This window comes from Micromonospora wenchangensis, from assembly GCF_002210435.1.
Classification (GTDB): Bacteria; Actinomycetota; Actinomycetes; order Mycobacteriales; family Micromonosporaceae; genus Micromonospora; species Micromonospora wenchangensis.
Window position 1 is genome coordinate 61229 of sequence record NZ_MZMV01000020.1, and the last position, 14741, is coordinate 75969.

The following is a 14741-nucleotide window of genomic DNA, read 5'->3' on the forward strand; positions in this document are numbered from 1 at the left end:
CTGGGCGGGCCACGACGACGCTGGGAGGTAGCGCTGTCCCGCCCGCTTCCGGTGACCGGACGCCACCGGGCCCGATGGTCCCGTCCGCTGGCCGCCCTGCTGCTCGGTGGGCTCGCCGTCCCGGCGTCGACGGCGGTCGTGGCGACGCCCGCGCCGGCCGCTCCCGTGCCTCCGCCCCCGGCCGGCACGCCGGCCCGGCCGGGCACCGCGCCGAACGGCTTCGTGAAGTACCTGGTGGTCGGCGCGGAGCAGGGCCGGGTCGAACACCTCTGGGAGGTCGCGTTGCGGGTCCTCGGCGACGCGCAGCGGTACCCGGAGATCTTCGCCCTGAACAAGGGACGGGTCCAACCGGACGGCATCGCGGTCACCGACCCCGCGGTGCTGCGCCGGGGCTGGGTCCTGGTGCTGCCCTGGGACGCCGTCGGCGTGGGCGTCAGCTACGGCCCGCTGCCGGCGTTCGCCCCGGCCCGCCCGGCGGCGACGCCCCGCCCCCGGCCGAGCGCCGCGCCGACCAGCGCCCTGGTCTGCACGGTGGCCCCGAAGCGGCGGATCGGCGGGGTGCCCTGGGCGCAGCTGCGACTGACCCCGGAGGTGGCCTGGACCCGGGGCCGGGGCGCGGGGGTCACGGTCGCGGTCATCGACTCCGGGGTGGACGCCACCCCGCCGGCCCTGGCCGGCCGGGTCCGTCCCGGTGCGGACGCCGGGGCCGGCGGCGACACCCGGGGGGACCGGGACTGCACCGGGCACGGCACCGCGCTGGCCGGGATCGTCGCCGCCGCCCGCCAGCCGGGCACCGGCTTCGTCGGTCTCGCCCCCGAGGCCACCGTCCTGCCGGTCCGGGTCGGCATGGCCGCCGGGACGGCGGAGTCGACCGAGCTGGTGACCGCGCTGCGGGTGGCGACCACGGCCGGGGCCGGGGTGGCCGTGGTCGGCGGCTCGGTCGACACCACCGACAAGCGGGTGGTCGCGGCGTTGCGCGCGGCGGTCACCGGGGGCACCACCGTGGTGGTGGCGGCCCGTCCGGCGACGGCGGCGAAGGGCGCCGCCCTGCCGCCGGGGGTGCTGCGGGTCGGCGCGGTGGGCCCGGACGACCGGTTGGCCGAGGTGCACCGGCCGGGAGAGGTCGACGTGGTGGCACCGGGCGTGGACGTGGTGGGTCTCGGGATCGGCTCGGGCGAGGTGCAGGGCACCGGCACGGACTACGCCGTGGCGTTCGTCGCCGGGCTGGTCGCCCTGGTCCGCTCCAGCGCGCCCCGGTTGGACGCGGTCGAGGCGGCGGCCCGGGTCACGGCCACGGCCGACGGGGCGGCACCCCCGGCGGGCGGGCCCGACCCGTGGCACGGCTGGGGCATGATCAATCCGGCGGCGGCGGTGAACGCCACCCCGGCCGGCGTCGCCACCACCGTGCAGCGCAGGAGCCCGGCCGGCGCGATCACCGTGCTGACGGCGATCCTCACCCTGGTCACCCTCACCGTCGGCCTGCGTCGCCGTCGGCGGCGCTGACCCACCCCGCCGCACGGGGCCCACCCCCGCCGCACCACCGGCCCGCCCGGGGCCCGACCAGGGCCCGTGCCGCCCGGACGGCGATCAGCCGACGGGCACGGGTTCGGGTTCGACGTACGCGGTCTGGATCATCCGGTGTCCTCGTCGGGTCAGCACCATCGCCCGGCCGGGCGGCAGGTGCCGCCCCTTCACCCCGCCCAGCAGCGGCCCCTCCGTCGGCGGGCAGGACAGCGCGAGGTCCGGGCTGCTGGCCTCCTGGAGGCGACGCAGCAGCGGGTCCATCGACATCCGCATCAGGTTCGCGGTTCCCCGGACGACCACCACGTGCAGCCCGATGTCGATGCCGTGCGGGACGTACGGGATGAGGGGTTGCAGCGGATTGTCCTGCCCGGCGAGCATCTCGAAGTCGTCGACCAGCACGAACAGCCGGGGCCCGGTCCACCAGTCGCGGCGGCGCAACTGCTCGGGGCTGATCTCCTTACCCGGCAGCCGCCCCTTGAGGCCGACCACCGCGTCGGCGACGGTCTCCCGGGTGGCGTCGGTGGAGACCGAGTAGCCGAGGCGGTACGCGGCCGGCACCGAGTCGAACAACTGCCGTCGGTAGTCGACGATCAGGATGCGCGCCTCGGCCGGGGTGAACCGACCGACGATCATGCGGGCCAGGTGACGCAGCAGGTTGGTCTTGCCGCTCTGGCTGTCGCCGAGCCCGGTCAGGTGCGGCAGCTCCGCGAAGTCGTGCCAGTACGGCTTCAGGTCGGCCTCGTCCAGGCCGAGCGGCACCCACAGGTCGCCCTCGGCCGGCGGCAGATCGGCGGCGGGGAGCACCGCCGGCAGGGTACGCACCGGCGACGCCACCGGACCGGCCCAGAACTCGGCCACCGTGCCGGCCAGCTCACGCGCCCCCTCGGCGGTGCTCGCCGGATCGGGAACCCCGTCGATGCGCGGCAGCGCCCCCAGGAAGTGCAGCTTCTCGGGGGTGAGGCCGTGCCCCGGCGCACGTGGCACGGTGGCCGCCAACCGCAGGTCGATGGCCGAGTCGACGGCGTCGCCGAGGCGCAGTTCCAGTTTGATGCCGAGCTGGTCGCGCATGCTGTGGTGCACCTCCGACCAGCGGGCCGCGCTGACGATCAGGTGGACGCCGAAGTTGAGCCCCCGGGCGGCGATCTGCCGCAGCGCCACCTCCAGCGGCTCGAACTCCTGCCGCAGCGTGAACCAGCCGTCGACCACCAGGAACACGTCGCCGTACGGGTCGTCGGTGACCTGACCCTCGGCGCGCAGCCGGCGGTAGGTCTGGATGCTGTCGATGCCCTGTTCGGTGAAGCGCCGCTCCCGCTGGTTGATCAGTCCGGTCACCTCGGCGACGGTCCGGCCGACCCGGTCGGTGTCGAGCCGGCCGGCGACGCTGCCCACGTGCGGCAGGCCGGCGACGGTGCCCAGGGTGCCACCGCCGAAGTCCAGGCAGTAGAACTGCACGTCGGTGGGGCGGTGGGTGAGCGCCAGCGCGCAGATCAGACTCCGGATCAGGGTGCTCTTGCCGCTGCGGGTGCCGCCGGCCACGCCGATGTGCCCGCCCACCCCGGACAGGTCCACGGTGAGCAGGTCGCGCAGCTGTTCGTAGGGCTTGTCGATGAAACCGAGCGGGACGACCAGCCGACCGTTGCCGGGCCAGTCCGCGGCGACCAGCCCGAGCTCGGGGTCGGGGGTCAGCGCCGGCAGCAGACTGTCCAGGGTGGGGGATTCGGCCAGCGGCGGCAGCCAGACCTGGTGGGCCGGTGGCCCGGAGTCGACGAGCTGGTCGGTGACGATCGCGAACACGCTGCGCGCGACCGGCTCCGCCCCGGCTGCCGGCGGTGTGGCGGACCCCGCCGGCCCGACCGCTGCGGTCGGCGTGTCCGGTCGGGCCGGGTCGGTCGCGGGTGCGGTGCCGACGGGTGACACCGGCGGGGTCGGCTCCGCCGTCACCGCGTCCAGGCGGTAGGGGACCACCTGCCGCTGGACCACCTCCTGCCGGACCCGGGCCCGCCGGGGGCGGTACTCGCCGGAGACGTACGCGGCCTTGAACCGCAGCAGCGTCGAGACGTCCATCCGCAGGTAGCCGTTGCCCGGGGCGGCCGGCAACTCGTAGGCGTCGGGCACCCCGATCACCGAGCGGGACTCCATCGCCGAGAAGGTCCGCAACCCGATCCGGTACGACAGGTGCGACTCCAACTGCCCGATCCGGCCGTCGTCGACGCGCTGGCTGGCCAGCAGCAGGTGCACGGCCAGCGAACGGCCGAGCCGCCCGATCATGACGAACAGGTCGATGAAGTCCCGGTGCGCGGCGAGCAGCTCGGAGAACTCGTCGACGACCACGAAGAGGGTGGGCAGCGGGTCCAGCGGGGCGCCACCGGCCCGCGCCTTCTCGTACTCCAGCACCGAGCTGTATCCACCGGCGGCCCGCAGCAGCTCCTGCCGGCGGACCAGCTCGCCGTGCAGGGCGTCGCGCATCCGGCCGACCAGCGACGCCTCGTCGGCCAGGTTGGTGATTACCGCCGAGGTGTGCGGCAGCCGGTCCAGGCCGAGGAACGTCGCCCCGCCCTTGAAGTCGACAAGCACCAGGTTCAGCGTCTCCGAGGAGTGCGTGACGGCCAACGCCAGCACCAGCGTCCGTAGCAGCTCGCTCTTGCCGGAGCCGGTCGCGCCGATCAGCATCCCGTGCGGGCCCATGCCGCCCAGGGCGGACTCCTTGAGGTCCAGCTCGACCGGAGTGCCGGTGGCGTCCACCCCGATCGGCACCCGCAGCCGTTCGTCGGGCCCGCGTCGGTCGCGCAGCGCGGCCAGCTCCAACCGTTCCAGGTCGGCGATACGCAGCAGCGTGCCCAGGTCGAAGTCGGCCTTCATCGGTTCGGGGGCGAGTTCGGTGCTGACCGCCAGCCGGTAGGGCGACAGCAGCCGGGCGACCGTGCGGGCCGCCGCCGGGCCGAGCAGGTCGGGGGCGGCGAGCACCTGCCGGGTCTCCTGGCCGACCCGGTCCCGCCCGAGCATCGTCAGCGTGCCGTCGGCGACCTCCAGGTTGAGGATGCCCTTGCCGGTGGCGACCGGCGGGTCGTCCAGGTCGACGAAGACCGCGTTGCGGTAGCCGCCGGTGGTGAGCCGGTGACCCGCCGGCACCCGGCCGCCGTCGCGGACCACCACCACGTACGGCTCGTCCCGATCGGGGGTGACCCCCGGCTCGTAGCGGGGGCGGCCGGTGAACTCCGCGCCGAGCAGCCGTTCGAGGCGTTCGATCCCGTCGGCGGCCAGCCGCGCCGTCCCGGCGGCGTCCTGTTCGGTGGGGTGCTGGGCGTGCGGCAGCCACTTGACCCACTCCCAGGCCGCCAGCCCGTCCGGGTCGACGCAGAGCGCCACCCGGACCTCCTCCGGCGCGTGCAACGCGCCGAGCTGGGTGAGCAGGGCCCGCAGCAACGCCCGCGCCGCCGCCCGGTCCCCGGTCACCCGGATCTCGGCGAAGCCCGGTAGGAACAGCGCCACCGGCTGGTCCGGCAGGGTGCTGTACGCCCGGATGAACCGGCGCAGCGCCTTCGCGGCGACCGGTTCGAGGTCCTCGACCGGTTTGGTCTGCATCGGCGCGATCCGCACCGCCAACCGCTGCTCCCCGGTGCCGACCCGGATCTCCAGGAAGTCCGGATGGGTGGGGCGACGTTCCCAGCGTCGGGTGGTCATCGCCAGCGACCACAGCGACGCCGGATCGGGGTGCCGCCACAGGCTGGAGTCACGCTGGTCCTGGGCGAACCGGCGGACCCGGCGGCGGTGCTGGGCGAGATAGCGCAGGTAGTCGCGGCGGTCACCGCCGTGGCGTTGCTTGCGTTCCCCGCCGCTGGCGATGACCGAACCGATCATCACCCCGCCCATGGCCACCGCCATCATGCCGGCCATCACCCAGGTCAGCGGACCCCGTGACGGGCCCATGAACATCAGCATCATCACGCCGGTCATGAGCGCCATCGGCAGCACCATCATCGCCTGCCGGGCACCGTTGTGCTGCGGCTCGCTCAGCTCCGGCGGCTCCTGGAGGGTCAGCTCCCCGGTGGGCATCTCCGGCCCGCCGCGCCGCGCCGGCCGCCGGAACAGCACCGTCCCCATGCTCGTCTCCCTCCACCCGGGCCGTCGGCCCCCCTCCACAACGGAGCCCGGGCCGATCCGGGTCGATCCCGGTTTCCGGGCGGGGGCCTGCCGGGCGGGCGAAGAAAATTCGTCCGGGCCGTTGAACGTTCTCCGGGCGGCTCCGTTGAAGGGGCCGTGACAGGCACCGAGACCGAGCAGATGTGCCGGCTGGTCGTACGCGGACCGAGCCGGCAGATCGAGGTCGCCGTGCCGGTCGGGGTGGTCGTGGCCGACCTGTTGCCGGCGCTGCTGCACCACCTGGGGGACGGGCTGGCCGACACCGGGCTGAGCCACGGCGGCTGGGTGCTGCAACGGGCCGGCTCGGCCCCGCTGGACGAGGAGAGCAGCGTCGCCGCGCTCGACCTGCACGACGGCGACCTGGTGTACCTGCGTCCGCGCGCCGACCAGCTGCCCGAGGTCGACTTCGACGACCTCGTCGACGGGATGGCGACCGGGGTGCGGGACCGCCCCGGCCGGTGGCGGCCCGAGCTGGCCCGCCCGGTGGTGCTGGGGCTGGCCGGGCTGCTGTTCGCCGTCGGGCTGGTCGCCCTGGCGCTGCCCGGCCCGGTGCCGCTGCGGGCGGTGGCGGCGCTGGCGGTGGCGGCGGTGGCGCTGGGTGGCGGGGCCGCCGTGGTCCGGGCCGCCGCCGAGCGGGGGTTCGGCGTGCTGCTGGGGGCCGCCGCGACCGGCTACGCCGGCCTGGCCGGGCTGGTGCTGCCCGGCGACGGCGGGACGGTCGGAGCGGGGGTGACCGGGCCGCAGGTGCTCGGCGGAACCGCTACCGGGGCGGCGGTGGCGGTGCTCGCCGCCGGCCTGCTCGGCGCGGCCACCCCGCTGTTCGTCGCCGGCTCCGTCGCGCTGCTGCTGGGGGTGCTCGGCGGGGCCGCCGTCACGGCCGGCGGGCTGACCGGGCCGCAGGCCGGGGCGGTGGTGGCGGTGGCGGCGACCGCCCTGGTGCTGACGGTGCCCCTGTTCGCGTTCCGGCTGGCCGGGATGCGCCTCGCCCCGTTGCCGACCCGACCCGAGCACCTCCAGGAGGACATCGACCCGGAACCCGCCGGCCCGCTGATGGACCGGGCGCGCGCGGTCGACCGGCTGATGACCGCCCTGTACGCCGGCCTCGCGGCGGCCACCGCCGTGGCGCTGCTGCCGGTGGCGCACCGGGCGGGGTGGGCGGAGGTGACCCTGGTGCTGCTGGTCGCGCTGGTCTGGTCGCTCAACGCCCGACCGATGACCAGCGCCTGGCACCGGCTGACCCAGGCGGTGCCGGCGCTGGTCGGGCTCGTCGCCGTCGCCGTGGACACCCTGGCCGGTGCGGGACCGCTGACCCGGGTGCTGGCGTTGGCGGTGCTGCCGGTCGCCGTACCGGCGTTGCTGCTGGCCGGGCGCAGCCTCACTGCGCGGCGGGTGACGCCGTACTGGGGGCGGGTCGGCGACCTCACCCTCACCGCCGCGGCGGTGGCGCTGCTGCCGATCGGGCTCGCCGTCCTGCACGTGTACGACTACTTCCGGGCGATCGGGGGCTGAGCGTGCAGTCCCGACGTGACCAGGTGCAGGCGCAGTCGCACCTGCTGGGCCGGTTGACCGCCGCGCTGGTGGCCGGGGAGCCGGACGGCCTGGAGACGCCGCACCGGCGTACCACCGTGGGGCTGCTCGCCGGGGTCCTGGTCGCCGCGCTGGTGGTCGGCGGTTTCACCCTGTACGGCTTCTTCGCCCCCGGCGGGGCCACGGCCTGGCGCAGGGCCGGGGCGCTGGTGGTGGAGAAGGAGACCGGTTCGCGCTACCTCTACCTGGACGGGCGGCTGCGTCCGGTGCTCAACTACGCCTCGGCCCGGCTGCTGCTCGGCGAGGAACTGGCCGTGGTCACCGTGTCGGCGAAGTCGCTGCGCGGGGTGGCGCACGGGCAGCCGCTGGGCATCGTCGGCGCTCCCGACGTGCTGCCGGCCGCCGGGCTGGCCGGCGTCGACTGGACCGCCTGCGCGCCCGGCGGCACCGCTCCGGCCGGCACCGGGACGACCGCGCTCACCCTCACCGTGGCCCCGGGTTCCGACGGCACCCCGCTGGCCGCCGACCGGGCGGTGCTGGCCCGGCCGGCCGGCGACCCGGGCGGCGACCACCTGATCTTCAATGGTCACCGGTTCCGGCTCACCGCGTCGTGGCTGCCGCCCGTGCTCGGTCACGACGCGCCCCCGGTCACCGTCCCGGCGGCCTGGTTGGACCTGCTGCCCGCCGGGGCGGACCTGGGGCCGGTGCCGGTGCCCGGACGAGGCGCGGCCGGGCCGACGGTGGACGGACAGCCGACCCGGATCGGTCAACTCTTCACCGCCCGGCCGGCCGACGGCGAGCAACGCCACTACCTGCTGCGCCGCGACGGGCTGGCCCGGCTGACCCCGCTTGCGTACGCGCTGCTGGCCGCCGACCCGGCGACCGTCGCCGGGTACGGCGGTGGGGCCGTGACGCCGACCGTGCTCAGCCCGGCGGCGCTGGCCCGGGTGCCGGTCGCGGCACGGGCACCGCTGGCCGAGGAACTGCCGGCGGTGGCGCCCGGGGTGGCCACCCGGCCCCCCGGCCTCGCCTGGTGCCTGCGTTTCGGGGCCGACGGACGGCCCCGGGTCGTCGCGGCCCGGCCGGCACCGGCGTCCGGCGTCGTGCGCGGCGGTGTCGGGGTGACCCGGACGACGCACACCGCCGACGCGGTGACCGTCGCGCCCGGACGCGGCGGGCTGGTGGTCGCCGGCCGTGCCGGACAGCCCGGCACCACCTACCACCTGGTGACCGACGCCGGGGTGAAGTACCCGCTCGCCGGTGCGGCGGTGGCGCAGCGGCTGGGTTACGACCCCGCCGACGCGACGGTCGTCGCCCCGGAACTGATCGACCTGCTGCCGACCGGTCCCGCCCTCGACCCGGCCCGGGTCGTCGGATGAGACCGGCCCGGCCAGCGCAGCCGGCGGCGCGGAACCGCCGCGACCGCCCGAACCGGAAGGAGCGCCGATGCCACTCGGCAACGAGGTAGACGAGCAGACCATCCGCAACACCATCTCGGCGATGAACCAGACCGACGCCCAGTGCGACGCGGCGCAGCGCGCCGTCGACAACACGTCCAGCTTCCTGGACACCCAGTGGCGCGGCGAGGCGAAGACCGCCTTCACCACCTCCATCCAGCAGTGGCTGGAGGGGCTGAGCAAGGTCAAGCAGGGGCTGCTCGACCTGAACACCGCGATGACCACGCACTACCAGACCAGCGCGCAGGTGGAGCAGGACAACGCCCTCTCCGCGAGCTGGACCTGACCGCCGACCGACCGCTCACAAAGGACGATCCATGCCGTCGTACGGACTCAACCCCAACGGGCTGCTGGACAGCTCGGCCGAGTTGCAGGGCGTGACCACCAGCATCCAGAACGCGATCGACGACCTCAACACCGTCGTACAGACGTACGTCAGCGCCAACTCCGGTGACACCCGGGAGGCGTTCACCGCGGCGCAGGCCAAGTGGAACACCGGGATCAATGAGATGCGCCAGGCGCTCGCCGACGCCTCGTCCCGGCTGGACCAGATCCACGACAACTACCGGCTGGGCGACGCGCGGGGCGCGGCGCTGTTCCAGGGCAACGTCTGACCCCCGGTGCGGCGGGCGGTCCCGGGCCGCCCGCCCCACCCCCACCCAACGGAGGAACCGATGCCGATCGTCATCGACGAGCCGTACATCAACCAGCTCATCGCGAAGCTCAACAGCCTGCGGGACGCGGTCGACACCGCCACCTCCGGGCAGGGCCAGTACGTCTCGCAGACGCTGCGCGACCTGGTCGTCTCGGCCGGGACGAACGCCTTCGAACCCGGCCGGACCATCCGCGACCAGGTCAACAAGACCGGTGACACGCTACTGACCCGGATGACCGGCCACCGGACCACGATGAACAGCCTCGCTGTCGGGCTGACCGAGCTGCTGGCCAACTCGGAGTACATCGAGTCACTCAACGCGGTCACCGCCGAACGGTTCCTGGAGTTCCTGCCCGGCACCGGCACCCCACCCACCCCCACCCCGACGGCGTGACCCGGTGACCGCTCCGTACCAGGACATGGCCCAGTGGACCTGGGAATCGATGCTCCAGAACGTGCTGGGGGAGGGCAAGGACGGCCCGGACGGCACCAGCGGCACCCTGCTGGACCGCAAGCTGGTGGCCGGGCCGGACGTGCGGTGGCTGCGCCTGGTCGACCACACCGACGCGGTCACCGAGTCCGCGGACCCGCCCAGCGACGCCGACTACACCGACCGGATCGACTCGCTGGACGGCAACGAGTTCTTCCTCTACCGGATCAGCACGGTCGGTTCGGTGCGGGACGGCAAGCCCCACTACACGACCCGTACCCAGTTCATCCAGGTGAAGATCGTGTTCAGCGAGTCGCAGACCGAGGGGGCGCCCTCGCCGCGCGGGGCGTTCGAGACCTTCTACAAGTCCAGTGAGGGGGCGTTGCAGCGGCTGGCCAGCGGCACCAACCCGGTGTTCAGCTGGAAGAGCTTCACCGACGCCGCCAAGATGCTGCACGATGTGGAGACCAACCTGGTCAGCACCGAACGGGAGCTGAAGACCATCCTGGACCGGGTCGGCGACGACGCGTCCGGTTTCCAGGGCAGCGCATCCGGGGTGTTCATCGGGGCGATGGCGAACCTGCGGCGCGACGTCCACCGGCTCGCCGTCGACATGAACGCCAACAGCACCGACCGGGCCTGGTCCGACCAGGTCGACGACCTGGTCGACGACATGACCACCTTCCGCAACAAGATCGCCAGCTCGTTCCGGGAGTTCAGCGACCACACCTTCCAGTGGTTCAACGGATACAACCCGACCACGCTGATCGACTCGCTGAAGAAGATCGTCACGCAGGTCAGGACGGGCAACTTCAGCCAGGTCACGATCACCCTGCCGGACGCGTACGGCAACGGCACGGTCAACACCGGCACCTTCAACCTGATGACCGAGGCCGGCTGGCAGAGCGTCGACAACCTGGTCAAGGGGGCCTGGCTGGGCCAGTTGCGGGAGCTGGACGCCACGATGCGTACCGAGCTGGCGCGGCTGACCACCCGGCTGCGGGCCGTCACCCACCTGGTGAGCGTCATCTCCCCGCCACCGACCCGGGCCACCACCACGTCGCCACCGGGGGGCACCCCCGACGTCGACGTACCTGATCTCAACGGGGGCGGTGGCCCCGACCTGAACGGCGGCGGCGACCTGGGCCTGGGCGGCGGTGGCGACCTGGGTACGGGCGGCGGCGGTGACCTGGGCCTCGGCGGCGGAGGCGACCTCGGGCTGGGCGGCGGCGACCTCGGCGTGGGCGGCGGTGGCGATCTCGGCCTGGGCGGTGGTTCCGGCCTCGGCCTCGGTGGCGACCTGGGGCTGGGCGGTGGGTCCGGGCTGGGACTGGGCGGCGGAACCGGTTCCGGGCTGGGCCTCGGCGGCGACCTCGGCTCCGGCGGCACGGCCGGCTCCGGCGGCATCGACTGGGACGACCTGCTCGGCGGTGGCACCGGGTCCGGCGCGGCGGGCGGCGGCGGGATCGGCAGTGGGACCGGCGGCGGAACCGGGATCCCCGGCGGCGGGGTCGTCCTGCCCGGCCTGCCGTCGGGCGGATGGGGCAACCTCGGTTCCTCCGGCGGCGGCCTGGGCGGCGTCAAGGGCGGTGGCGCGGGCGGCCTCGACGACGGGACGACCAACCCGTCGGCCCAGTTCCCGACGGACGTCGACGGGGTCGACGTGGGCAACCTGGGCGGCGGCTCGCCGGGCGAGTCGTCGACCAGCGGGGTGGCGCTCGGCAGCGAACTGGCCGCGTTGCTCGGCGAACCGGCAGGCGTCGGACCCGGCGGCAGCGGGGCGCGCGGTGCGGACTCCGCGACCGCCACGGCCGGCGGGTTCCCGATGATGCCCCCGATGGGTGGCATGGGCGGCATGGGCGGGGCCGGCCAGCAGGGGGAGAAGGACCGGGAACGTAAGACCTGGCTGGAGGAGGACGAGGACGTCTGGGGGACCGACCCGGAGTGCGGGATGGCCGTCATCGGCCGGTCCGAGCACGCCGAGGAACCGGTCACCGCGGTGCCGGCCGCGCCGCGCCGCACCGGCGGACCGCTCGGCCCCACCCGGGCGACGGGACGTCGCCGTGGCTGAGCGCCGACGCGGGCGGGCCGCCCGGTGACCGCCCCGAATCCGGAGTACGCCGACTGGACCTGGGAACGGATGCTGCGCGACGTGCTCAACGAGGGCCGCGACGGCACCGACCAGGCCACCGGCACGCCGATCGACCGCAACCAGGTCGCCGGGCACGGCGTCACCTGGGTCCGGTTCGTGGAACGGCGCACCCAGGAGCTGGACCGGGGCACCCGGCCCACGGTGGACCCCGGCGACCGGGAACTGGTCGGCTACCGCCGGGTCGGCCCCGGGGTCGACGATCCGCAGCGGGACCTCTGGGAGATCGTGCGCGGCCACGTCACCTTCTGGGAGGAGACCGGCGGGCCCCCGCCGAGCAGCGCGTTCGACAGCTTCTACCGGGGCAGCGTCGGTGCCCTCACCCGGTTGTACGCCGGCACCAACGGCTGGTTCAGCGAACGCAGCTTCACCGACGCCGGCAACCTGCTCTGGCGGGTCGAGCAGACGCTGCTCACCACCGCCGCCGAGCTGCGGGTGCTGCGCGACGGGATCAGCGGGACCGGCTCCGGCTTCGTCGGGTCGGCCTCGGCGGTCTTCCTGGCGGCCCTGAACTCCCTGCACGCCGACATCGACCGGCTCACCCGCGACATGAACGCGGCCGACGAGGCCAACGCCTGGTCGGACCGGGTCTTCCGGCAGTCCAACGACCTGCTGATGTTCCGTGAGCGGATCAACGACGCCTGGCGGGAGTTCAGCGACCACACCCACGAGTGGTACAACACGTACCACCCGAGCGCGCTGTTCGGCACGGTCCGCACCATCCTCGAACAGGTCGACCGGGGCAGCCTGAACGCGGTGTCGGTCACCATCGAGGACACCTACGGCACCGGCCCGGTCGGCGGGACGTTCGACCTGACCACCGCGGCCGGCTGGACCGCCCTCGACGTGCTGCTGCGTACCGCCTGGCTGCGGCAGCTCGTCCGGCTCGACCTGGCGATGCGCGACGCGCTGGCGCAGCTCGTCGCCGCGTTGCGGGAGACCGGCGGAATCGTCAACCGGTTCACGGGTCCGTCCGGCGGCGGGCAGCAACCCCCACCACCGCCGGGGCCCCCGCAGCGTCCCACCGCCGGCCCACCGTCGCCCGACGAGGTGCGGTTCACCAGCACCCTCTCCGGTGGCACCGGTTTCGCCGGGGCGGGCTTCGACGGTGCCGGTGGCGGCGGCCCCGGGCTGGCGTTCTCCTCCTCGGGGGCCGGCGGGCCGGGGAACCTGCCGGCAGGCGGACCGGCGGTCATCGGCGCGTTCGGCGCGTTCGGCGGCGGCGGGTTCGGCGGGGCGGGCCTGCCCGCCCTCGGCGCGACGAACCTGACAGGCGTCGGCGGCCCCGGCACGTCGGGCGCGGCCGGCGGCAGCATCGCAGCGATCGGTGCCGCCGACCGCAGCGGCGTCGGCGGCTGGAACCCCGCGTCGGTGGCCGGGGTGGGGGCCCTGGCCGGAGGCGTCGGCCCGGTGATCGGCGGACGGGCCGGCGGCGTCGCGGACATCGACCGCCGCTCCGGTGGCGCGCTGGGTGGCTGGGCCGCCGGCGGTGCCGACATCGGCGACCTGGCCGATGCGTCGGCCCCCACCGGGGGTGCGGCGGTCGGTGGTTCCGCCGTCGGCCGGGAACTCGCCGCCCTGCTCGCCGGCCCACCGGGCGGTGCCGGCGGTCCGGGGCTCGTCGGCACCGGGTCGGCCGGCGGTGGCGGGGGCGCGGGGCTGCCGGGCGCGGCGGGTGGCGGTCCCCCGGCCGCCGGGCCGCCCGGCCCCGGCCGGCCCGGCGGACCCCCGCTGCTGCCCGCGATCGGCGCGCCGGGCAGCCGGTCGGACGGCGGCGACACCCGACGCGACACCCGGCTGACCGAGGACGAGCAGGTCTGGGGGACCGACCCGACGGGTACGGCGGCCGTGGTCGGTCGGACCGATCCGCCCCGCCGACGGCCGGTGGCGGCACCGGCCGAGATGCCGGAGATCCCCGCGACCGGCCCGGTGGTGCACGGCCGGGAGCAGGCGCGCGGCCGGGGCTGACCGGACCCGGTGCCGGGCCCGGAACCCGCCCACAGCAGAGACGAACCGTGAACCAGGAGGTGAGGACATGTCCAGCCCGTTGTCCAACCAGGTCGAGCAGGCGCTGGCCGAACTCGAACGGCAGAAGGCCGCGATCGACGAGATCCAGGGCGGCCTGCACAGCGTGCACAGCACGGTCACCGCCAAGAACCGGGCGGTGTCGGTGACCGTGGACAGCCGGGGGGCGGTCACCGCGGTCAAGTTCCCGACCTCGGCCTACCGGTCGATGGCCGGCCCCGAACTGGGTGAGCTGCTCGTCGACACGATCGAGACGGCCCGCGGCGAGGCGATGGCCCGGACCGTGGCCGCGTTCGAGTCGCTGCTGCCCGCCGGGCTGCCGATGGTCGACCTGCTGACCGGTGGGGCCGACCCCGAGCACGGCCCGCTGCCGATGGACAAGCTGCTCGCCGAGATGTTCCGCACCGCCGGGCCGGACGACGACCCGACGCCGCCCACCCCGGCGGGGGGCCGCTGATGCCTGCGGCCGAGGGGCCGATCGGTGCCGACACCGGCCGGTTGACCAACCCGAACTTCGACCCGTTCACCGAGGAACTCGACCGGGTGCAGCAGACGCTGCGGCGCGCCGACACCGAGTCCCCCGGACTCGTCGGTGCCCCGTACGCCGACATCGACGAGCTGGTGGCCAACCTGCCGAAGGCGTCGTTCGGCGCCGACCTGATCAAGCTCCTGGGTGCGGTGCCCCAGGGCTACCAGGAGGACCTGCGGAAGCTGGGGCAGATCCTGGCGAGCGTGGAGGCGACCAACGCCGACATCTCCGGCGGCGTCAACACCGGCCGGCACACCTAGCCGCCGGCAGCGGTTCCCGTAACACCGACAGTGGTCCGACGACGA

The 14741-nt window shown here is 74.9% G+C and carries 11 protein-coding genes; 10 read left to right on the forward strand and 1 reads right to left on the reverse strand.

The genetic code is table 11. From position 1 onward, the window contains the following. The first annotated feature begins 51 nt into the window (after positions 1–51). Positions 52–1503: a S8 family serine peptidase gene (locus B5D80_RS14215; RefSeq protein ID WP_158224175.1), complete on the forward strand. Its 1452-nt coding sequence runs from the start codon at positions 52–54 to the stop codon at positions 1501–1503. Positions 1504–1587: 84 nt separating this feature from the next. Here the strand turns inward: B5D80_RS14215 and eccCa are convergent, their stop codons facing one another. After that, entirely contained in the window at positions 1588–5625 is a 4038-nt protein-coding gene (eccCa, locus tag B5D80_RS14220; protein ID WP_088644338.1) for a type VII secretion protein EccCa, read from the reverse strand. 156 nt (positions 5626–5781) lie between these two features. On the opposite strand from eccCa, the gene eccD reads away from it, so the two are divergent. The 9 genes from eccD to B5D80_RS14265 all read left to right on the forward strand — a co-directional run bounded on the left by eccD (position 5782) and on the right by B5D80_RS14265 (position 14696). After that, complete coding sequence (eccD, locus tag B5D80_RS14225; protein WP_088644339.1) at positions 5782–7173, forward strand: type VII secretion integral membrane protein EccD; 1392 nt, start codon at positions 5782–5784, stop codon at positions 7171–7173. A 2-nt stretch (positions 7174–7175) separates the two neighbouring features. Beyond that, on the forward strand, positions 7176–8570 hold the full coding sequence (eccB, locus tag B5D80_RS14230) for a type VII secretion protein EccB (protein WP_158224176.1): 1395 nt from the start codon (positions 7176–7178) through the stop codon (positions 8568–8570). A 67-nt stretch (positions 8571–8637) separates the two neighbouring features. Continuing rightward, positions 8638–8934 (forward strand): WXG100 family type VII secretion target, encoded by a 297-nt coding sequence (locus tag B5D80_RS14235; protein WP_088644341.1) that lies wholly within the window; start codon positions 8638–8640, stop codon positions 8932–8934. Between the two features lie 31 nt (positions 8935–8965). Then, a complete protein-coding gene (locus tag B5D80_RS14240; RefSeq protein ID WP_088644342.1) occupies positions 8966–9262 on the forward strand; it encodes a WXG100 family type VII secretion target in 297 nt (98 codons plus the stop codon). Positions 9263–9322: 60 nt separating this feature from the next. Next, a complete protein-coding gene (locus tag B5D80_RS14245) occupies positions 9323–9697 on the forward strand; it encodes a hypothetical protein (RefSeq protein WP_088644343.1) in 375 nt (124 codons plus the stop codon). Positions 9698–9701: 4 nt separating this feature from the next. Then, on the forward strand, positions 9702–11804 hold the full coding sequence (locus B5D80_RS32925; RefSeq protein ID WP_144081667.1) for a hypothetical protein: 2103 nt from the start codon (positions 9702–9704) through the stop codon (positions 11802–11804). Positions 11805–11828: 24 nt separating this feature from the next. After that, entirely contained in the window at positions 11829–13850 is a 2022-nt protein-coding gene (locus B5D80_RS14255; protein ID WP_088644344.1) for a hypothetical protein, read from the forward strand. 67 nt (positions 13851–13917) lie between these two features. After that, complete coding sequence (locus B5D80_RS14260; protein ID WP_088644345.1) at positions 13918–14364, forward strand: YbaB/EbfC family nucleoid-associated protein; 447 nt, start codon at positions 13918–13920, stop codon at positions 14362–14364. Further along, on the forward strand, positions 14364–14696 hold the full coding sequence (locus B5D80_RS14265) for a hypothetical protein (RefSeq protein ID WP_088644346.1): 333 nt from the start codon (positions 14364–14366) through the stop codon (positions 14694–14696). The genes B5D80_RS14260 and B5D80_RS14265 overlap by 1 nt, the downstream gene beginning before the upstream one ends. The last annotated feature ends 45 nt before the right edge of the window (positions 14697–14741 follow it).

Coding starts and splice junctions, on each gene's coding strand:
- B5D80_RS14260 (WP_088644345.1), top strand. CDS start 13,918: ATGTCCAGCCCGTTGTCCAACCAGGTCGAGCAGGCGCTGGCCGAACTC.
- B5D80_RS14240 (WP_088644342.1), top strand. CDS start 8,966: ATGCCGTCGTACGGACTCAACCCCAACGGGCTGCTGGACAGCTCGGCC.
- B5D80_RS14235 (WP_088644341.1), top strand. CDS start 8,638: ATGCCACTCGGCAACGAGGTAGACGAGCAGACCATCCGCAACACCATC.
- eccCa (WP_088644338.1), bottom strand. CDS start 5,625: ATGGGGACGGTGCTGTTCCGGCGGCCGGCGCGGCGCGGCGGGCCGGAG.
- B5D80_RS14245 (WP_088644343.1), top strand. CDS start 9,323: ATGCCGATCGTCATCGACGAGCCGTACATCAACCAGCTCATCGCGAAG.
- B5D80_RS14265 (WP_088644346.1), top strand. CDS start 14,364: ATGCCTGCGGCCGAGGGGCCGATCGGTGCCGACACCGGCCGGTTGACC.